Origin of the sequence: Nonomuraea sp. NPDC003709 (assembly GCF_040610775.1) — a bacterium.
In the GTDB taxonomy this organism is placed as follows: Bacteria; Actinomycetota; Actinomycetes; order Streptosporangiales; family Streptosporangiaceae; genus Nonomuraea; species Nonomuraea angiospora_A.
This window is the reverse complement of sequence record NZ_JBEXMW010000001.1, coordinates 449,119-468,307: the sequence shown is the minus strand read 5'-3', so window position 1 is coordinate 468,307 and position 19,189 is coordinate 449,119. Positions and strand designations below refer to the sequence as shown.

The window sequence follows — 19,189 nt, the reverse complement described above, 5'->3', positions numbered from 1 at the left end:
TACCAAGACGGCCGGATGTGGACCCGGTTACAGCCCCAGCCGGGTGAGCCCGGACAGGTGCACACGGGCCGCCGCACGCGCCTGCGCCGCCGTCGTCTGCGCCCGCGCGGCCTCGGCGGCCCGCTCGCACTGCTCGAGCGTGTGCGCGGCCAGCACGGCGCGTACGGCGGGCAGCGCCGCGGCGCCCATCGACAGCGAGGAGACCCCGAGCCCGACGAGCACGCAGGCCAGCGCCGGGTCGGCGGCCGACTCGCCGCAGACGCCGCACGGCTTGCCCGCTCTCGCGGCGGCGGCCGCGGTCATGGCCACCAGGTCCAGCAGCGCGGGCAGCCACGGGTCGTGCAGCGCGCTCACGGCGCCGACCTGGCGGTCCGCGGCGTAGGCGTACTGGGCGAGGTCGTTGGTGCCGATCGAGACGAAGTCCACCCGGGTGAGCAGCTCGCGGGCGCGCAGCGCGGCCGACGGGACCTCGACCATCGCGCCCACGTTCGTCAGGCCCCTGGCCCGGCACTCCTGCGCGAACCATGCGGCCTCCTCGGCCGTGGCCACCATCGGCGCCATCACCTGGAGCCGTTCGGAGGCGACGGCCGCGAGCGCGCCGAGCTGCGCCGCCATGACGTCGGGGAATCTCCTGAACCTGCGCAGCCCCCGCTCACCGAGCGCCGGGTTCGGCTCGGCGGGCCCGGGCAGGAACGCCAGCGGCTTGTCCGCGCCCACGTCCAGGGTTCGCACGACCACCTTGCCGCCGGGGAACGCCTCAAGCGCCGCGCGGTAGGCCCGCCGCTGCTCCCCCGTGGACGGCGGCTCGGTCCTGTCGAGGAAGAGGAACTCGGTGCGGTAGAGCCCGATCCCCTCGGCCCCGGCGTTGACGGCGTCGTCGAGGTCCGCGGGGCCGCCGATGTTGGCGAGCAGCGGAACCGGGTGCCCGTCGGCGGTCCTGCCCGGTCCCTTCGCCGCGGCGATCGCCGCCTGCCGCGCGGCGTCCGCGCCGACCGCCTCGGCCACGTCGGACTCGGCCGGCTCGACGCGTACGTCTCCCGACGTGCCGTCGGCCATCACCCGGACGCCTGGCGGGATCTCCAGCGCGCCCGGGCAGGCCACGACGGCGGGCACGCCCATCGCCCTGGCCATGATCGCGGTGTGGCTGGTGGGGCCGCCCTCCTGGGTGACGAACGCGGCGACGTCCTCCTTGCGCAGCATCGCCGTGTCGGCGGGCGCGAGGTCCCTGGCGACCAGCACGTACGGCTCCTCGGGCGCGACCGGGAGCCCCTGCATGGCGTGCCCGTAGAGCAGCGCGATCACGCGGTCCCTGATGTCGTCGAGGTCGGCGGCCCGCTCGCCCAGGTAGCCCCCGGACCCGGCCAGTACGTCCCGATATTTCGTGAAAGCTTCAAAAACCGCCCTCGGGGCGGCCAGGCCGCGGTCGATCAACGTTCGCATCTTGACGACCAGCCCGGGATCCTCGGCCATCAGCGCCTGGGCCTTGAGGATCTCCTCGGCCTCGCCGCCCGCCTGGTTCCCCCGGGCCTCCAACTCTCCCGCGACCTGTGTGAGCGCGGCCATCGCGCGCTCCTTCTCCTGATCCGCCTCACCGGTGTAGGTGGCGCCCTCGGGGGGTTCGGGCACGGAGACGGTCAGCACGTACGCGGGGCCGTGCCCGATGCCCGGGCTGACCCCGACCCCCCGCAGGTTCATGGCGCCGCGGCGATCGCGGCCAGCTCGTCGAGGACCTCTTCCGACCCCTCGCCCTCCGCGCTGATCACGACGGTCTCGCCCTGCCTGACGTCCAGGGCCATGATCGCGAGAATGCTCTTGCCGTTGACCTGCTGGCTGCCGTGGGACTTCGTCACCGTGATGTCCATGGGGGCCTTCTTCGCCCGCTGGACGAACGTCGCGGCGGGCCGGGCGTGCAGCCCCACTTCCGCCCCCACGGTGACCTTGCGCTCACCCATTACTCCTCCTTCTGGTGCCGGTCCAGACCAGCCGGACCCTCGTGCGATAGCGCGTGTACATTCTGCCGTCTCGGCGAACACGCTCGTTCCGGAGCTATTCCCATCGGAAGAGCTCGTCCCCCGCGTGAACCGCCCCCTCCGCGACCTCGGTCACGGATCCGGAGAGGGCGTCGAGCGCGACGACCGGGCAGACCGGCGAGCGGCCGCCCGCCTCGACGACCGCCGGATCCCAGGCCACGACGGGCTGACCGGCGCTCACGCGGTCGCCCTCGGCGGCCAGGAGCTCGAACCCCTGGCCTTTGAGCTGGACCGTGTCGATGCCCAGGTGCACCAGGACGCCTCTGCCGTCGTCTCCGACGATGACGTACGCGTGCGGATGCAGTTTCATGATTTTTCCAGCTATGGGGGCTATGGCCTTGCCCGGCCCGCGCAGCGGGTCGATCGCGGCCCCCGGCCCGACCAGCCCGGCGGAGAACACCGGGTCGGGCACGGCGGCCAACCCCACAGCTGCCCCCTCAACCGGGGCGAGAACAGTCGTCATGGTCTCGCCCTTAGCCGATGATGTCCTCGATGTCGCTGGCGATGGTGTCCGCCTCCGGCCCGACGACGACCTGGACCACGTTCCCCGCGGCCATCACGCCGTGCGCGCCCGCCGCCCTGAGGGCGGCCTGATCGACCTTGGACGCGTCGTGCACCTCCGTGCGCAACCGGGTGATGCAGGGCTCGATCTCGATGATGTTGTCGGCCCCGCCCAAACCGGCGATGATCGCGTTCGCGTCAGCCGCCATCCGGCCCTCCCTAGAGCTCTTGTGACCAGGCTATTTCAGTCGGTCTGGGTGACCTTGTTCAGCCCGCGCGGCGCGTCGGGGTCGATACCGAGCCTGCGGGCCAGCGCCTCGGTGAGCAGCTGACCGGGCACGATCAACCCCATCGGAGCCACCCATTCGGGCAGGTGGGGGCCGTTCAGCGCGGCGGTGCCCGCCCGTGCGAGCGCGTCGCCGCCACCGATCGTGTACGCCGCCGCGCCCGCGGCCACCACCCGCTCGGCCAGCGCGACCGTACCGGACAGGGTCGGGCTGTTCTCGGCGGCGACCAGCAGCGCGGGCGTGTCGGCGTCGACCACGGCGATGGGGCCGTGCAGCAGGTCGGCGTAGGACAGGCCCATGGCGTGCAGGTAGCAGGCCTCCTTGAGCTTCAGCGCCGTCTCCAGGGCCGTCGAGAACGCCAGCCCGCGCCCGGACACGACCACGCCCGGCTTGTCCAGCAGGCCCTCGACCACGGCCTCCAGGTCGCCCGGCTCGGTGATCAGCTTCTCCACCGCCTCGGGCACCCGCCGCAGGTCCTCCGCGTCCACGTCGGCGCCCAGGCCCAGCGCGAGCACCGCCAGGGCCGCGAGCTGCGTCGTGTACGTCTTGGTCGCGGGAACGGCCTTCTCCTCGCCGGCGACCGTGCACAGGGCCACGTCGGCGGCCTGCGCGAGGGGGCTCTGCTCGCCGCCGTTCGTGATGCCGACAGTCCTGGCCCCGCAGTCCTTGGCCCAGGCCAGCGTCTCGACGATCTCCTCGGTGCGCCCCGACTGCGAGATCGCGACGGCCAGCACCCCGTCCAGGTCCAGCTTGCGCTTGTACGTCGTGGCGATCGAGGGCGCGGCCAGCGCGGCCAGGCGGCCCGCGTGTGATTCGACCAGGTATCGCCCATAAACTGCAGCATTGTCAGAGGTACCGCGCGCGATGAACAGCAGCTGGCGAGTCTGCTCGCCCACTGCTCTCACCTCGTCGACCCTCGGCAGCAGGGAGTCCAGGGTGGCCCGCAGCGCGGCCGGCTGCTCGGCGATCTCGCTGCGCATCTTCGTGGTCATCTCGGGCTCTTTCCTTGATCGACTGCGACGCGGACTTGACCGTCTTTCGCGACATGTGGTCTAGTCCGGACTAGACCAGTACGAACCATAACCCATTGCCAAGGTCGCGATCGAGGGGAGGATCCGTGGCGCACATCGATCCGGACAGCCCGGTGCCCAAGTATTTCCAGCTCCGCGAGATCCTGTTGGACCTCATCGACAGCGACGAGCTGAGCATCGGGGCGGCCATCCCGTCCGAGCGCGAGCTCTGCCAGCGCTTCGGCCTGTCCAGGATGACCGTACGGCAGGCCGTCGACCACCTCGTGTCCGAGGGTCGCCTGCACCGGGTGCCGGGCAAGGGGACGTTCGTCGCCCGGCCCAAGATCGAGCTGGCGCTGCAGCTGACGTCGTTCACCGACGACATGAGGGCGCGGGGCATGATCCCGGGCTCGCGCGACCTCGATCGCCGGATCGTGCGGGCCAGCGCGCACCTCGCCAAGGAGCTGGGGATCCAGCCGGGCGAGGAGGTGCACTTCATCGAGCGGCTGCGGATGGCCGACGGGGAGCCGCTGTCCATCGAACGGGCGCACATCCCGGTCAAGCTCGCCCCCGACCTGGGTTCCCACGACCTGTCGGATAAATCACTTTATGAGCTGCTGGAGAGCCGCTACGGCCTGGTCATGGACGCCGGCGAGCTCACCATCGACGGCGGCATCGCCGATCCGAGCGACGCGGACCTGCTGAAGCTCCCGCGCGGCGGCGCCGTACTGCTGCTGCAGCGCAGGTCGTTCGCCGGCGGCGTCTGTGCGGAGCTGGGCGTGTCCACGTATCGTGCGGATCGCTACCAGTTGCGCACCATCCTGGAAATGCCCGTAAGACGGGGCTGAGGCCTCACCCGGCTCGGAGGAACGCCCGGTGAACGAGACCACCGCCGCCCGGCCTTCGCCGTTCGCTCGCGTGATGACCGTGCTCCAGCGGCTGGGCCGCTCCCTCATGCTGCCCATCGCCGCCCTGCCCGCCGCCGCCCTGCTGCTGCGCTTCGGCCAGCCCGACATGCTCGGCTCCAACGGCGCCGAGCCGGGCGGCCTGGCGGACGTGGCCGGGTTCGCCTGGATGAACCAGGTCGCCGAGGTGCTGGCCGCGGCCGGCGCGGCGCTGTTCGAGAACCTGCCGTTGCTGTTCGCCGTGGGAGTGGCGATCGGCTTCGCCCGCAAGGCCGACGGCTCCACCGCCCTGGCCGCCGTGGTCGGCTACCTGGTCTTCGACCGGGTGACCAAGGTGATGTTCTTCGGCTCCGACATCCGCGACACCGTCCTCATCAAGGAGGCCCAGGCCCAGGGCATCAAGGAGATCATCAACTACGGCATGCAGAACCCGACCAAGGTCCTCGGCGGCATCGTCATGGGCCTGGTCGCCGCCCTCCTCTGGCAGCGCTTCCACCGCATCAAGCTGCCGTCCTGGCTGGCCTTCTTCGGCGGTCGCCGATTCGTCCCCATCATCACCTCCATCGTGGCCCTGCTCCTCGGCGTGGTCTTCGGCTGGCTCTGGCCGGTGATCGGCGAGTGGATCCGCCACGCCGGCGAGGCCCTGGCCGCCATCGGCCCGATCGGCACCGGCATCTACGGCCTCATCAACCGCCTGCTCATCCCCCTCGGCCTGCACCACTTCGTCAACTCCGTCGTCTGGTACGTGGTGCCGCAGTGCGAGGTGGGCGGCCGGGTGCTGGGCGGGGACTGGAACTGCTACTTCGGCGGCGCCCCGCACGCCGGCCAGTTCATGGCCGGCTTCTTCCCCATCATGATGTTCGCCCTGCCCGCCGCCGCCCTCGCCATGTGGCGCGCCGCCCCACCCCACCGCCGCGCCACGGTGGGCGGCATCATGCTCTCGGCCGCCCTGGCGTCGTTCGTCACGGGGATCACGGAGCCGATCGAGTTCGCCTTCATCTTCGTGGCCCCCCTGCTCCTGGTGGTGCACGCCATCCTGACCGGCCTGGCCATGGCCCTGACCACCTTGATCGGCGGACAACTGGGATTCGGCTTCTCCGCCGGCCTGCTCGACATGCTCCTGAACGCCAGCAAGTCGAACACCCAGAATTTGCCCGGGATCCTGATCTTGGGGGTGATTTACGGCGTCGTCTACTACGCCGTCTTCACCTTCCTCATCCGCAAACTCAACATCCTCACACCGGGCCGCGAACCCGAACCCGACCTCGACTCAGGCGAAACCTAACCGCCACCCCCTCACCCCCGCCCCAAGCCGCTCCACCCACCCACGGAGACGCCCCACGGCCGCGCCCGGCGCCAACAACGGCGAGACGGCGGCACCCAGCACAGCCCAGCCTGGACGCCATAAACGGGACGCCCAGGCAGCCCACAACCACCGCGCCACGGACGACACGCCCTTCCAGCCCCCGACCACCGCCCGGCCAAACGCCCCGCGAGCGCGAGCCCCACGAGCCCCAGGCCACCCCGCCGCAGCGCCACACCGCCGCCCCACGTGCCTCGCCCCGCCCAGCCCTCCAAAGCGCCGCGTCGGTGAGACGCCCCGCGGCCGCGTCCGGCGCCCATCAACGGCGGAGCCCACTCCGCGTCCCCGAAAAAGGGACGGCCACCACCCCACTACGCGCATGCCCAAAAGGGTTTGGGGCGCCCGCAACCCAGCCAATCATGTCCGGAATAGCCGCCCACCCCCACTCCAAGGGGATCCAACTTCCAAAAATCTTCTCCATCAAAGACGGACAAACCCAGCCACCCCCAGGAGAAGTTGGCGGCATTTGTATTCCTAGCCCAGACCGAAAACTCCTTATAACGATTCTTTCTTCGTCCAAGAATTTGGAGGATGCGTGTCAACAACCCCCCGCATCGGCGTCACCCCCACCCCCGAACCCCCCTACGACGAAGAGCAGCCGACATCGGAAATCGCACCCCCGGAAATCCACGGCACCCTGGCCCTGGACCCCCACCCCCTCGTATGGGGCCCGCCGGGATCCATCCCCGATGAGCGCAAGCTGCGCCACCTCGGCCAGGCGCTGGCAGAGGTGCTCGCGGGCCGCCGCCCGCCGGAGACCGTGGCCGACAAGCTCACAGCTCGCGCCTACCGGGAGCTGGTCCAGGCAGGCAAGATGATCAGGACCAGCCGCCCCCCGTTCGCCGGCAGCGTGCACGTCAAGGAGCCCAGGGACGGCGCCGTGGAGATGTGCATGCTGGTGCACTGTGGCGACCGCAACCGCGTCCTGGCGATACGGCTCGAACGGAGAGGCGCCCAATGGCTCTGCACCGACTTTGAAACAGCATAAAAAAGGCGCAGAAAAGACGCAGAAAAAGAGAGACCCCCACACGAGGTGGGGGTCTCAAAAAGAAGCGTCAGGCGGCGTTCTTGGGATCGCCGTGGCAGCGCTTGTACTTCTTGCCCGACCCGCACGGGCAGGGCGCGTTGCGCTCCACGTTTCCGTACGCGGCCCGCTCCGCCGAAGTGGTGCGGACGCGGGTGTGCTCGACCTCGCCCTGCTCGCCGGGCGCGGAGTATTCGAGCTCGGCCGGACGCTCAGGCCCGCGCAGCCCGCGCGCGATGATCGAGCGGGTCTCCGCGATGGCCGCGTCCTCCTCCTCGACGATCGGGTTTTCCTGCACCTCCACCTCGAGGTTGAACAGGAACCCGACCGAGTCCTCCTTGATGCCCTCGAGCATCGCGGCGAACATCTCGAAGCCCTCGCGGGCGTACTCGATCTTGGGGTCCTTCTGCGCGTAGGCCCGCATGCCGATGCCCTCGCGCAGGTAGTCCATCTCGTACAGGTGCTCGCGCCACTTCCGGTCGAGGACCGAGAGGATCACGCGGCGCTCCAGGTCGCGCGTGGTCTCGGGGCCGAACTCCTCCTCGCGCCTGGCGTACGCCTCGAGCGCGTCGGCCTTGACCTTCTCGGAGATGAACTCGGCGGACAGCTCTTCGCGCGAGCCGGCCTCCTCGACGAGGTCCTCGATCTTGATCGAGATCGGGTAGAGCTCCCCGAACGCCTTCCACAGCTTGTCGAGGTCCCACTCCTCGGCGAAGCCCTCGGACGTGGCGCCCTGCACGTAGCCGTCGATCACCTCGCCGACGAAGCCGCGCACCTGCTCGTGCAGGTCGGCCCCCTCCAGCACGCGGTGGCGCTCGGCGTAGATGACCTTGCGCTGGCGGTCCATGACCTCGTCGTACTTCAGAACTTCCTTGCGGATCTCGAAGTTCTGCTGCTCGACCTGGTGCTGGGCGGAGGCGATGGCCTTGGAGACGATGCCCGACTCGATCGGCTGGTCGTCGGGGATCTGCAGCCTGGTCATGATCATCTCGACCCTGGCCGAGTTGAACAGGCGCATGAGGTCGTCGCCGAGCGACAGGTAGAACCGCGACTCACCGGGGTCGCCCTGACGGCCGGAGCGGCCGCGGAGCTGGTTGTCGATGCGGCGCGACTCGTGGCGCTCGGTGCCGAGAACGTAGAGGCCGCCGAGCGAGGTGACCTCGTCGTGCTCGGCCTTGACCGCCGCCCTGGCCTTCTCCAGCGCCTCGGGGTAGGCCTTCTCGTACTCCTCCGGCGTCTCGACCGGGTCGAGGCCGCGCTGGCGCAGCTCGAGGTCGGCGCGGAACTCGGAGTTGCCGCCGAGCATGATGTCGGTGCCTCGACCGGCCATGTTGGTGGCGACGGTGACCGCGCCCTTGCGCCCGGCCTCGGCGATGATCGACGCCTCACGCGCGTGGTTCTTCGCGTTGAGCACCTCGTGCTGCACGCCGCGGCGCTTGAGCGCCTTGGACAGCCGCTCGGACTTCTCCACCGAGGTCGTGCCGACGAGCACCGGCTGGCCGGCCTCGTAGCGCTCCTTGATGTCCTGGACCACCGCGTCGAACTTGGCGTCCTCGGTCTTGTAGACCACGTCCGCCTGGTCCTTGCGGACCATCGGCCGGTTGGTCGGGATCGGGACGACACCCAGCTTGTACGTCTGGTGGAACTCGTTGGCTTCGGTCGCGGCCGTACCGGTCATTCCGCTCAGCTTGGTGTAGAGGCGGAAGTAGTTCTGCAGGGTGACCGTGGCGAGAGTCTGGTTCTCGTCCTTGATCTTCACGCTCTCTTTGGCCTCGATGGCCTGGTGCATGCCCTCGTTGTAGCGGCGCCCGTGCAGGATGCGGCCGGTGAACTCGTCGACGATCAGGACCTCGCCGTCGGCGACGATGTAGTCCTTGTCCTTCTTGAACAGCTCCTTGGCCTTGAGCGCGTTGTTCAGGAAGCCGACGAGGTGGGTGTGCTCGGGCTTGTAGAGGTTGTCGATGCCGAGCCAGTCCTCGACCTTCTCGACACCGGCCTCCAGGATGCCGACGGTGCGCTTCTTCTCGTCGACGATGTAGTCGCCGGTGCTCTCCTCGCCCGGGTTCTTCGCCTCGACGCCCCTGCGCAGGCGGGGCACGATCTTGGCGAACTCCTGGTACCACTTGCCCGACTGCTCGCCGGGGCCGGAGATGATCAGCGGCGTACGGGCCTCGTCGATCAGGATGGAGTCGACCTCGTCGACGATCGCGAAGTTGTGGCCGCGCTGCGCGCACTCCTCGAGCGACCACGCCATGTTGTCGCGCAGGTAGTCGAAGCCGAACTCGTTGTTGGTGCCGTACGTGATGTCGGCCTCGTACTGCTTGCGCCGCTCGTCGGGCTGCTGGCCGGCGATGATGCAGCCGACCTCGAGGCCGAGGAACCGGTGGATGCGGCCCATGGTCTCGGCGTCACGCTTGGCCAGGTAGTCGTTGACCGTGATGACGTGGACGCCCTTGCCGGAGATGGCGTTGAGGTACGCCGGAAGCGTACAGGTGAGGGTCTTGCCCTCACCGGTCTTCATCTCCGAGATGTTGCCCAGATGGAGGTTGGCGCCGCCCATGATCTGCACGTCGTAGGGCCGCTGGCCGAGCACGCGGCGGGCCGCCTCGCGCACGGTCGCGAACGCCTCGGGAAGCAGATCGTCGAGCGTTTCACCGTCTGCATGGCGCTGCTTGAACTCATCCGTCAGCGCACGCAACTCCGCGTCGGACAGGCTCGTGAAGTCGTCCTCGATGGAGTTGACCTGGTCTGCGATCCGCTTGAGCTTGCGCAGGATCTTACCTTCGCCGGCACGTAGGATCTTGTCGAGAATGGCTGCCACTTTATGTAAAGCTCCTCGCAGGTCTACCCCGGCGGCGCCGCCAGGAGGAGAGGCCGAGACAAACTTCCCCGTTGCCATCGTAGGCGGTTCCGCAACCAGACACAGCCACCGTGACGACGAGGGCGCAACACCCATCTGGGAGAATGGGTCAAGGCAGAGGGTATGCCGGTTGAGAGCCGGCTCGCACCAATAAGCGCGATAACCGGCAAAGGAAGGATTAATCATGGTTGAGGGGAAGAAGTCGGAGCATACGGAGAATCTCGGCAGCCACGCCGGGCGCGCGTCATCGTGGCTGGCAGTGACGGTGATGCTGGTGGGCACGGTGGTGGCCGGCTTCGGCCTCACGGCCGCCAACTGGACGCTCGTCTGGATCGGCGCCGGAGTGTTCGTCGTGGGCGGCGTCCTGGCCCTTGTCTTCGATATCTTCACCGACGTCGTGATCGACGCGCCCCGCGTGGGCATGCACGCTGAAGATCACCGCTGACGCACGCTTCACCGGGCGGGCACCCACCCACGGGTGCCCCGCCAGCTCCCATCTCCCACGCTCTGTGCGCCGCCGGTGACCGGTTCTCCCACACTCGATGGCGCCGGCCGCGGCCTTTCGTAATAGGCGGGCACAATCCCCGTAACGACGAGCCCGTCGCGCGTGTCGGGCGGGGATGAGGGGTTGCGTACGCGGCGTACGAGCCATAGGCCGGACAGGCGGCGCTGGAGGACCCCTGGGTCTGCTACAGGCGCCGTCGCCTGCCGCCCGGCCGCTCTCAGGTGGCATCGGCGGGCACGATCCGTATCGGCGCAAGACGGCTGGCGTTGACGGCGGGCAGACCGGACGCGGTGACACCGTGACGCCAACCGGACGCGGTGACACAACCGGACGCGCTGACACAACCGGACGCGGTGACACAACCGGACGCGGTGGCGCAGACCGGACGCGGTGGCGCAGACCGGACGCCGTGACGCCGACGGTCGAGGACCGGGCGATATTGACGAGCGGCCCGCCGGGCGAGGATGGCGGCGAGCCGGGGCGCCTGGCGTGGGCCGGCGGTAGTCCGGGCATTGGCTGGCGGCAGTCCGGACGTTGGCTGACGGCGGGCCAGGTGTGGGCGGTGCCAGCTAGCGGGCGATGGGCGACCTCCACTGCCGACGGGCACGGGTAACGTCGACCAGGCGTCAGGCGGGCGCAGGAAACATCGGCGCAGGACACATCAGCGCGGGACACATCGGCGCAGGACGCATCCGCGCGGGAGGCATCCGCGCGGGAGGCATCGGCGGGGGCGGTCGGTGTTGGTGGGGCCGGTGGCGTTGGCGGTGGGTGGGCCGGGCGCGGATGGCAGGTGGTGTGCCCAAAGGGTGGGCGGGCGGGGATGTTTTGTCGGTGGCCGTCGCTACATTGCTCGCATGCATCGCCATAAGCAATCGCAGCCATGACCGGCACCATCGACCTGACCCTCGACGAGGCGCGCCGGATCATCCTCCGCTCACAGGGCATGATCGGCGCCGACGCGCGTAAGGGCGGGGCGCACGCGATGCTGCGCAGGCTGGGCGCCGTGCAGCTCGACACGATCTCAGTGCTCGCCCGCTCCCACGAGCTGGTCGCCTACGCTCGCCTGGGCGCGGTGGGACGGGCCAGCATCGAACGGGCCTACTGGCACAACCCCGCCCAGAGCTTCGAATACTGGTGCCACGCCGCCTGCATCCTGCCCGTCGAGCACTGGCCCCTCTACTCGTTCCGGCGCCGGGCGTACCGTAAGCGGCGCTACCGCTGGCACGAGGTGCCCGACGGGGTGGACAAGCTGCTCGAGCAGGTACGCGAGCAGGGCCCGCTGACGACCTCGGACGTCGGCGGGGCCAAGAACGGCGGCCCGTGGTGGGACTGGTCCGACTCCAAGATCGGCCTGGAGTGGCTGCTCGACATCGGCGAGCTGGTCTGCAGCCGCCGTGTCGGCTGGCGGCGCGTCTACGACCTGGCCGAGCGCGTGGTCCCAGCGGAGCTCCTGGCCGACGACCTCTCCGACGAGGAGTGCGTCGTACGCCTGGCCGCCGTGGCGGGCCGGTCCCTGGGCGTGGCCAACAGGACCGACCTCATCGACTTCCTGCGCCTGAAGGGCGAGTACGCCGCCATGCTCGACGCGGCCCTGCGCAGCGGCGCGGCGGGCCTGGTCCCCGTGACGGTCTCGGGCTGGCCGGGCAAGAAGGGCTCCCCCAACGCCTGGGCGGACCCGGCGGCGCTGGAGTCCGAGCCGCGCGGGCGCCATCGCACGACGCTGCTGTCGCCGTTCGACTCCCTCATCTGGCACCGCGGCCGTACCGAGCGCGTCTTCGGCTTCCAGTACACGCTCGAGCTGTACGTCCCCAAGCACAAACGGGTCCACGGCTACTTCACGATGCCCGTGCTGGCGGGCGGCCGGCTGATCGGCCGCGTCGACCCGGCCCGTGAGGGCAGCACGCTGGTGATCCGGCAGCTCCACCTGGAGCCGGGCCTGTCGCCCGCCAGGTGGGCCGACGCCCTGGCGGACGCCCTGTGGTCTGCGGCGGAGTGGGTGGGCTGCGATTCCGTACGGGTCGAGCACGCCGATCCGCCCGAGCTCGTCCCGATCCTGAACGCCGCCGCCACCGCCCGATAGCACCCCAGCACGACGGCGCCAGGCGGGCGAGCGCGGGCGCGGGCGGCGATGGCTGTGCCTGTCCCTTGACCGCCCAGGTGGGAACGGGGGCGGCACGGCCGCCGGGGCGTGGGTGAATGCCCGCCTCTGCCCGCCCGGATGGGAATCGAGGGGACGGGATCTCGCGGACGGCGGTGGTTGCCCTGTCCCCTGCCTGGCCGCCCAGACGAGGAACCGGGGGACGCGGCCTCCGGGGCGTGGGGACTGACTGTCCCTGCCAGCCCAGATGGGAACGGGGGACCCGGCTTCGCGGGCGGCGATGGCTGCCTGCCCCTGAGCCGTCCAGGTGAGAGCCGGGGTGAGGCTCCCCGCATGGACGGCTAGGTGATCTCCAGCATGCGTTCCCGCACCGCGTACACCACGGCCTCCATCCTCGAGTGCAGTTGCAGCTTGTCGAGGATGTTGCGTACGTGGTTCTTCACGGTGTTCTCGGAGATGAACAGCTGCTTGGCGATCTCGCGGTTGTTCATCCCCTTGGCCACCAGCCGCAGGACCTCCATCTCGCGATCGGTCAGGCGGGGGACGGGGAGCTGGGGAGGGCGCTCGGACTCCTTGCGGCTCATGTTCTGGAATTCGCTGATGAGCTTGGCGGCCATCGCCGGGTTGATTAAGGACTGGCCCTCGTGCACGCCGCGCACCGCGGCCGGCACGTCGTTGATCTGGACGTCCTTGAGCAGATAGCCGGTGGCGCCTGCCTTGATGGCCTCGAAGAGGTCTTCTTCCTCGTCGCTCACCGTCAGCATGATGACGCGCGTGCTCGGGACCGAGGCCTTGATGCCCTTCGTGGCCTCGATCCCGTCCTGCCGTGGCATACGCACGTCCATGAGCGCGATGTCGGGCATGAGGCGGTTGGCCAACTCGACCGCCTCCTGCCCGTCACTCGCTTCGCCGACCACCTCGATGTCGGGCTCAGCGGCCAGCGCGAGAGCCAGGCTCCGCCGGATCAGCTCGTGATCGTCAACGATCAACACGCGGATCGGCTCGGTCGCTGGGGTACGGACCTCGCCAGACTCGGTCACGAGGCCTCCTTGATCCGCCTCGCGACAGCCTTCGCTTCGCTTCGCTCGCTCATCTGAACCTGACTGAGCTCGCTCACGTCTCCTCCTCGTCGGGGGGCCAGAGCCGTTGAACCGCAATGATGGCACGGGAGCCGCGGTTCTCGGGTGGTCGAGAAGATCTTTTAGCGCGCGATCATGGCTCTACGAGCCGCAACACGCCGTAGTTGTAGCCGCGTCTGTTGTAGACCACGCACGGCTGGCCGCTCTCCTTGTCACGGAACAGGTAGAAGTCGTGCCCGACCAGCTCCATCTCGAGGAGGGCCTGGTCGATGGTCATGGGTTCCGCTTTGTGGAACTTCTCTCGGACGACGAGTGGCCCTTCGCCGTCCATCTCGATCGGGACGATGTCGTCGTAGCGCTGGTCGCGCTGAACCTGCTCGTCCTCTTCGGCCTCGGCGGGGGCGGTGGCCTCCCGCGGGGTCAGGTCCGCGACGTCGGGGAGTGCCGCGGTGATCTCCGCCACAGAGGGCGGGCAGTGGTTGCCGTGGTGGACCTTGCGCCGGTCGGCCAGCCGCCTGAGGCGGCCTTCCAGCTTGTCGAGGGCCATGTCGAGGGCTGCGAATCGGTCGTCGGCCGAGGCTTCGGCGCGGATGGCCGGTCCTCGAGAGTGAATGGTGAGCTCGACGCGCTCGCGCTGGTCAGCGAGGCGCGGATTGCGTTCTTTCGACACCTCCACATCAACTCGGATGAGTTTGTTGTCCAGACGTTCGATCCTGGCCAGCTTGGTCGTCACTTGGTCACGGAACCGATCACTCACACCTGTGTGCCGGCCCTTGACGATGATGTCCATGCAACAGCCCCCCTTCGGTCTAGCGACTGAGCAAGAGCGCCCGACGACGTGCCTGTCGGACGGGGTCTGCTGTCTGCCTTTCTGTCACCGTTACCCTCTTCCGACTCTGCGTCACCGGGAACTCGGTTGGCACCCGTCCGGCCGACCTGGTCTTCGACCCCACATCCGCCTGCTGAGGATTTCGCAGCTCTGTTGCCACTACTGCCCTTCTCTTCTGGCGAGGGACATCTGGACCCTCGGGAAGGCAGGACTTATCCCTAAGCCGCACCGTGATCGGTCGACAAAGAGTCGCCTTACGTGGACCGTTTTGCCTGCGGCTGGCATCGGCTAGCAGAGTCGGGGACCCCGACCCTGCGCAACCACGGACCCGAACGGGTGCCATGTCAGAACGCTATCCGCATCCTGCGCGAATGTCAGCCGGAGGATCGGCCAAAGGATCACGTACCGTGATTTTCCCGAGGTCCTCATGCTCTCCCAAATGCCCTATTTAACCGATCGGCAACCCTTATGAGGGTGGAGCTCCCGCCCACTGAGCAGCCCTGCCGCCCCCTTGGGGGAAGTGACATGTGGCCTTGTGGTGAGGATAGCGATGTGGATCTTTCTTTACTCACCGTAACCGTAATCCTTTTCAAGATCTTCGGCGTGTCGCGGCCACGGTCGCGGCCAGCGGCACTCGCACCCCCGCCGAGCTCAGCGCCCTGGCGGCCTCCACGAGGGTGGCCCCGGTCGTGACGATGTCGTCCAGGAGCACCGCACAGGCCGCTGGAGGGCCTTTCGCGGCCCGCCGCACCTGGAGTGCCCCCGCGAGGTTGGAGCTCCTCTCGGCGGAACTCAGCCCCGCCTGGTCGGCCACCCGCCGCGCCTGGCCCAGCGCCGGCCAGGCCTCGGCCCGCAGGCCCCACGCCCGCAGCCGGCCGGCGGCCAGCACCGCCAGCCGCCCGACCGGGTCGTGGCCCCGGTGCCGTCGCGTCTGCCGCGCGCTCGGCACCGGCACCACCGCGAACCGCCCGCCGGCCCAGGGTGCCTTCGCGCCGTTGACCGCCGTCACGACGGTGAACGCCACGGCCTCCGCCAGCACCTCCGCCAACGCCACCGCGCCCCGCTCCTTGTACGCCACGACCGCCCTGCGCACCGCGCCCTCGTACGGTGCCGCCGACCAGCAGTCGGGCAGGCCGTCCGGCACGGGCTCGGGCAACCGCCTGGCGGGCGCGCCGACGAGCTCGGCCTGACAGCCGGCGCACCACCGCGCACCACCGGCGGCGCACCCGGCGCAGGACTGCGGGAGGACGAGGTCGAGCACGGCGGTCAGCACGCGTGCCAGGATGCCGCCCGCGACCGACAATTTCCGTCCGGGCCGACGAGCGGCCGGCCCAGGGAGAGACGAGCGGCTAACCCAGGGGGAAGAGCGGCGTGCTGGCGCCGGATTCGATCTTGGGGGTCCAGGACTGCCGGTCCTGGCCGAGCTCCATGATCTGGTTGCCCTTGGCCGTCTTCGCCTCCGCCAGCACGCGGTCGTTCACCGCGGCCACCGCCGCGAGCGGCTCCTTCAGCGGCACTCCCTCGATCTCCCCGTCCCCCACGTTGATCTCGTTGAGCACCTGCCCCGCCTGGCCCTCCACCAGCACCAGCAGGTGCTCGTCATCCTCCCAGGCCACGTCGAGGATCTTGTTTCCCCCCTCGGTGGTGGTCAGGGCCTGGAAGTTGCCCAGCATCATCCCCGCCGCCCCGCCCGTGAGCGCGCCGATCTGGACCGTGTTCTGACCGGTGGTGACCGCCACCCGCACGCCGTCCCTGGCGATCCTGAGCCGGGTGACGTCCAGCCCGGTCAGCTTGGGCGCGGAGATCCGCTGGGGTCCCTTCCCGCTGAGCGGGTCATACCGGAGCAGGGCGGCGTTCGTCTGGTCGTAGGTCCACAGTGACCCGTCGCGGTGCCACGTGGGCGGGGTCAGGGTGCCCTGGATGACCTCCTGCCAGCGCCCCGACTGCGTCAGCGCCGCCACCGAGATGCCGGTGGAGGTCTGGGCGGCGACGTACCCACCGTCCTTGGACAGGGCGAAGCCGTGGAAGCCGTCGCGCTCCTGCCCCGCCGGACCCGGCACGCTGCCCGCGGGCCCGTCCTTGCTCATGTAGTGGACCGCGCCCTTGCTGATGTAGTACGCGGCGTCGCTGGTGGCGTCCAGCCAGTCGTCGTCGGAGTCGGGCCGGTCGATGGAGTAGGACTCCCCGTTCACCTGGATCTCGATGACGCGGCCCTTGGCGATCTCGTTCTTGTTCAGGCTGTACCTGATCTGGGCCCGCAGGGAGTCCTCGGCGCCCAGGTCAAGGGTGTCGAGGGGGCCGGAGAGGTTGATCACCACGCGGTCCTCGCCGGACCTGATCGACTCGACCTTGGTGTCGAGCGGAAAGCTCGTCGTCACCGCCCCCTGCAGGGCCGAGGTGGGGCTCTTGAGCAGGCGCTGCAGGATGGTCTGCGCGTACGTCTCCGTCGGCTTCAGCCGCAGTCGCACGCGGTCCACGACCAGCGTGTTCGGGCTGTTGCCGTTCAGATAGTAGAGGTTCGTGGCCCGGTACGCGCGGCTCACGTCGGAGTCGGTGAGCAGCAGCCCGTTGGGCAGGCTCTTGACCAGGTAACCGCCGCCTTCGGCCTTCACGAGCTCGAAGGAGTCCACCCAGGGACCGGCGGTGGGGGCGTACGAGTCGTCCTCCTTGATACGCGCCACCCACCGGCCCTTGACCGTGACCTTCTCCACCGGCTCCGTCTCCTCGCGCTCGGTGGGAGGCACGACCTCGAACGCGTCGTCGACCACTGTCACCGGCCCCGAGGCGCTCCACTTCGCCCGCGCCTCCTGGGTCAGGTACTGGGGCAGGATGGTCGGGTCGTCGGCGTAGGCCGCCATGGCCGCCTGCAGACCCCTGATCGTCTGCTCCTCGTTCCAGGTCTTGTCGGGCGGGAAGGCGATCATGCGGTGGAACGGCTTGCTCAGCGGGTCGCCGCTGCCGGCCTCGTTGACGGTGACGGGACCGGTCACGGGGATCACGGTGCAGCCGGAGCCCGCGCAGACCACCGCGACCCCGATCACGAACACCGCGCCGAGCCGCCACACCCGTTCACGCCGCCTAGTCGTCATGGTCGGCCCCGTCCGCCGAGGCCGGCAGCAGCACCGGCGTCATGGCCGTACGCCACGTACGCCGCATCTCGATCTCCGGCGGCACCAGCGACAGCGGCGAGCCCTTCAGATCGGCCCCGGCCGTCCTCGGCAGCGTCAGCCTGAACTGCGAGCCCTCCCCCGGCTGTCCCCACGCCTGCAGCCAGCCGCCGTGCAGCGTGGCGTCCTCGCGCGAGATCGCCAGCCCCAGCCCGGTGCCGCCGATCGTCCGCGCCCGCGACGGGTCGGCCCGCCAGAACCGGTCGAACACCATCGTGTCCTCGCCGCCCTTCAGCCCGATCCCGTGGTCGCGCACCGCGACCGCGACCGCGTCCCGGTCGGCGCCGACGGTGACCACGATGTCCCTGCCCTCGCCGTGCTCGATGGCGTTGAACAGCAGGTTGCGCAGGATCCGCTCGACCCTGCGGTTGTCGATCTCGGCCATGCACGGCTCGTTCGGCAGCCGGAGCTCGAAGCGGGTCGCGTGCCGCTCGGCCAGCGCCTCGGAGTCGGCGATGGCCCGCAGCACCACGTCGCGCACGTCCACGGGGTCGAGGTCGAGCGTCGCGGCGCCGGCGTCGTAGCGGCTGATCTCCAGCAGGTCTGCCAGCATCGACTCGAACCGTTCGAGCTGGGCCTGCATGAGCTCCGCCGAGCGGGAGGCCATCGGGTCGAAGTCCTCGCGGGCGTCGTAGAGCAGGTCGGCGGCCATGCGCACGGTCGTCAGCGGCGTGCGCAGCTCGTGGGAGACGTCGGAGACGAACTGCCGCTGGACCTGCGAGAGCTCCTCCAGCTGGTGGATCTTCAGCGCCAGGTTGGCGGCCATCTCGTTGAACGAGTTCGCCAGGCGGGCCAGGTCGTCCTCGCCGCGAACCTTGAGCCGTTCGTCCAGTTTGCCGGAGGCCAGGCGCTCGGCGGCCTGGCGCGCCAGCCGTACGGGAGTGACGACCTGGCGGGCGACCAGGTACGCGATGGCGGCGAGCAGCAGCACGAGCCCGAGGCCGACCACGACGATGGCCAGCCTGACGTTGGACAGCAGCTCCTCTTCATCCGTGAACGGGAAGAAGTGGTAGACCTCGTAGTTCTGGCCGCTGGAGGGCACGTGCACGGTGCCGCCGACCACGTACGTGAGCCTGGGCTGGCTCTCGCCGGCGAACTTGATCTTCTCGATGGACCCGACGGTCTTCTTCTGCACGTTGTGCCGCAGGCTCTCCGGCACGTTGGACGGCACGACGCCCCCGGACGCCCGCGACTGGCCGGGGATCGCCTGGTTGAGTATCAGCACGTCGTAGCGCTTCTTGGAGCCGTTCTCACCCGATCCGGTGACGATGTCCATGACGTCGTCGAGCGGGTTGGCCGAGCCCTTCTTGCCGCTGTCGGCCGGCTTGGTCGGGTCGTCGGTCTCGGGCGCCAGCGCGTCGGCGATCTGGAGGCGGTCGGCGAAGGCCTCGCTGGCGGAGGAGCGCTGGCTGCTCTGCACGACCGACCGGTTGATCTGCTCGGACAGGAACGTGCCCAGCACGACCACCACGATCACGGAGATCACCAGCGTGCTGGTGACCACCTGGAGCTGGAGCGAGCGCCGCCACAC

15 protein-coding genes and 1 pseudogene are annotated in these 19,189 nt (G+C 69.5%); 5 read left to right on the top strand and 11 right to left on the bottom strand.

Going from position 1 to position 19,189, the window contains the following annotated elements; translation table 11 throughout:
* Window positions 1–27: 27 nt before the first annotated feature.
* From ptsP to ABZX61_RS02235, 5 genes and pseudogenes are all read right to left on the bottom strand, one after another.
* Entirely contained in the window at window positions 28–1,695 is a 1,668-nt protein-coding gene (gene ptsP / locus ABZX61_RS02255; RefSeq protein ID WP_355190807.1) for a phosphoenolpyruvate--protein phosphotransferase, read from the bottom strand.
* Window positions 1,692–1,952 carry an HPr family phosphocarrier protein gene (locus ABZX61_RS02250; RefSeq protein ID WP_355190806.1) on the bottom strand — a complete coding sequence of 87 codons (261 nt, stop codon included), beginning with the start codon at window positions 1,950–1,952 and terminating at the stop codon, window positions 1,692–1,694. The genes ptsP and ABZX61_RS02250 overlap by 4 nt, the downstream gene beginning before the upstream one ends.
* A gap of 94 nt (window positions 1,953–2,046) precedes the next feature.
* On the bottom strand, window positions 2,047–2,493 hold the full coding sequence (locus ABZX61_RS02245; protein WP_355190804.1) for a PTS glucose transporter subunit IIA: 447 nt from the start codon (window positions 2,491–2,493) through the stop codon (window positions 2,047–2,049).
* Between the two features lie 10 nt (window positions 2,494–2,503).
* Window positions 2,504–2,743 (bottom strand): annotated as a pseudogene (locus ABZX61_RS02240) (PTS glucose/sucrose transporter subunit IIB); the annotation flags it as partial.
* Between the two features lie 32 nt (window positions 2,744–2,775).
* Window positions 2,776–3,810 carry an SIS domain-containing protein gene (locus ABZX61_RS02235; RefSeq protein ID WP_355190802.1) on the bottom strand — a complete coding sequence of 345 codons (1,035 nt, stop codon included), beginning with the start codon at window positions 3,808–3,810 and terminating at the stop codon, window positions 2,776–2,778.
* Between the two features lie 125 nt (window positions 3,811–3,935).
* Between ABZX61_RS02235 and ABZX61_RS02230 the strand changes: the two genes are divergently transcribed.
* The 3 genes from ABZX61_RS02230 (at window position 3,936) to ABZX61_RS02220 (ending at window position 7,084) form a co-directional block, all read left to right on the top strand.
* Window positions 3,936–4,676 carry a GntR family transcriptional regulator gene (locus ABZX61_RS02230; protein WP_350728418.1) on the top strand — a complete coding sequence of 247 codons (741 nt, stop codon included), beginning with the start codon at window positions 3,936–3,938 and terminating at the stop codon, window positions 4,674–4,676.
* A 28-nt stretch (window positions 4,677–4,704) separates the two neighbouring features.
* Entirely contained in the window at window positions 4,705–6,018 is a 1,314-nt protein-coding gene (locus ABZX61_RS02225; protein WP_355190800.1) for a PTS transporter subunit EIIC, read from the top strand.
* A 613-nt stretch (window positions 6,019–6,631) separates the two neighbouring features.
* Complete coding sequence (locus ABZX61_RS02220) at window positions 6,632–7,084, top strand: Rv3235 family protein (RefSeq protein WP_350728416.1); 453 nt, start codon at window positions 6,632–6,634, stop codon at window positions 7,082–7,084.
* A gap of 67 nt (window positions 7,085–7,151) precedes the next feature.
* Here the strand turns inward: ABZX61_RS02220 and secA are convergent, their stop codons facing one another.
* Window positions 7,152–9,941, bottom strand: coding sequence for a preprotein translocase subunit SecA (gene secA, locus ABZX61_RS02215; protein WP_355190798.1), 2,790 nt, complete (start codon window positions 9,939–9,941; stop codon window positions 7,152–7,154).
* A 223-nt stretch (window positions 9,942–10,164) separates the two neighbouring features.
* Here secA and ABZX61_RS02210 point away from each other — a divergent pair, with 223 nt between their 5' ends.
* Together ABZX61_RS02210 and ABZX61_RS02205 are read left to right on the top strand one after the other, a co-directional pair.
* A complete protein-coding gene (locus ABZX61_RS02210) occupies window positions 10,165–10,425 on the top strand; it encodes an HGxxPAAW family protein (protein ID WP_350728414.1) in 261 nt (86 codons plus the stop codon).
* Window positions 10,426–11,365: 940 nt separating this feature from the next.
* Window positions 11,366–12,565 carry a crosslink repair DNA glycosylase YcaQ family protein gene (locus tag ABZX61_RS02205; RefSeq protein WP_350728413.1) on the top strand — a complete coding sequence of 400 codons (1,200 nt, stop codon included), beginning with the start codon at window positions 11,366–11,368 and terminating at the stop codon, window positions 12,563–12,565.
* 359 nt (window positions 12,566–12,924) lie between these two features.
* On the opposite strand, the gene ABZX61_RS02200 is transcribed toward ABZX61_RS02205, so the two are convergent.
* The 5 genes from ABZX61_RS02200 to mtrB all read right to left on the bottom strand — a co-directional run bounded on the left by ABZX61_RS02200 (window position 12,925) and on the right by mtrB (window position 19,189).
* On the bottom strand, window positions 12,925–13,623 hold the full coding sequence (locus ABZX61_RS02200) for a response regulator transcription factor (RefSeq protein ID WP_350728412.1): 699 nt from the start codon (window positions 13,621–13,623) through the stop codon (window positions 12,925–12,927).
* A 172-nt stretch (window positions 13,624–13,795) separates the two neighbouring features.
* Entirely contained in the window at window positions 13,796–14,452 is a 657-nt protein-coding gene (gene raiA / locus ABZX61_RS02195; RefSeq protein WP_350728411.1) for a ribosome-associated translation inhibitor RaiA, read from the bottom strand.
* A gap of 628 nt (window positions 14,453–15,080) precedes the next feature.
* Window positions 15,081–15,764, bottom strand: a complete 684-nt coding sequence (locus ABZX61_RS02190; protein ID WP_355190795.1) for a ComF family protein — start codon at window positions 15,762–15,764, stop codon at window positions 15,081–15,083.
* A 76-nt stretch (window positions 15,765–15,840) separates the two neighbouring features.
* Entirely contained in the window at window positions 15,841–17,580 is a 1,740-nt protein-coding gene (locus ABZX61_RS02185; RefSeq protein WP_355190793.1) for an LpqB family beta-propeller domain-containing protein, read from the bottom strand.
* Complete coding sequence (mtrB, locus tag ABZX61_RS02180; RefSeq protein WP_355190791.1) at window positions 17,570–19,189, bottom strand: MtrAB system histidine kinase MtrB; 1,620 nt, start codon at window positions 19,187–19,189, stop codon at window positions 17,570–17,572. The genes ABZX61_RS02185 and mtrB overlap by 11 nt, the downstream gene beginning before the upstream one ends.

What these genes read in the sequence shown, in the direction of transcription:
- ptsP (WP_355190807.1), bottom strand. Translation starts at nt 1,695, where the DNA reads ATGAACCTGCGGGGGGTCGGGGTCAGCCCGGGCATCGGGCACGGCCCC.
- ABZX61_RS02250 (WP_355190806.1), bottom strand. Translation starts at nt 1,952, where the DNA reads ATGGGTGAGCGCAAGGTCACCGTGGGGGCGGAAGTGGGGCTGCACGCC.
- ABZX61_RS02245 (WP_355190804.1), bottom strand. Translation starts at nt 2,493, where the DNA reads ATGACGACTGTTCTCGCCCCGGTTGAGGGGGCAGCTGTGGGGTTGGCC.
- ABZX61_RS02235 (WP_355190802.1), bottom strand. Translation starts at nt 3,810, where the DNA reads ATGACCACGAAGATGCGCAGCGAGATCGCCGAGCAGCCGGCCGCGCTG.
- ABZX61_RS02210 (WP_350728414.1), top strand. Translation starts at nt 10,165, where the DNA reads ATGGTTGAGGGGAAGAAGTCGGAGCATACGGAGAATCTCGGCAGCCAC.
- ABZX61_RS02205 (WP_350728413.1), top strand. Translation starts at nt 11,366, where the DNA reads ATGACCGGCACCATCGACCTGACCCTCGACGAGGCGCGCCGGATCATC.
- raiA (WP_350728411.1), bottom strand. Translation starts at nt 14,452, where the DNA reads ATGGACATCATCGTCAAGGGCCGGCACACAGGTGTGAGTGATCGGTTC.
- ABZX61_RS02185 (WP_355190793.1), bottom strand. Translation starts at nt 17,580, where the DNA reads ATGACGACTAGGCGGCGTGAACGGGTGTGGCGGCTCGGCGCGGTGTTC.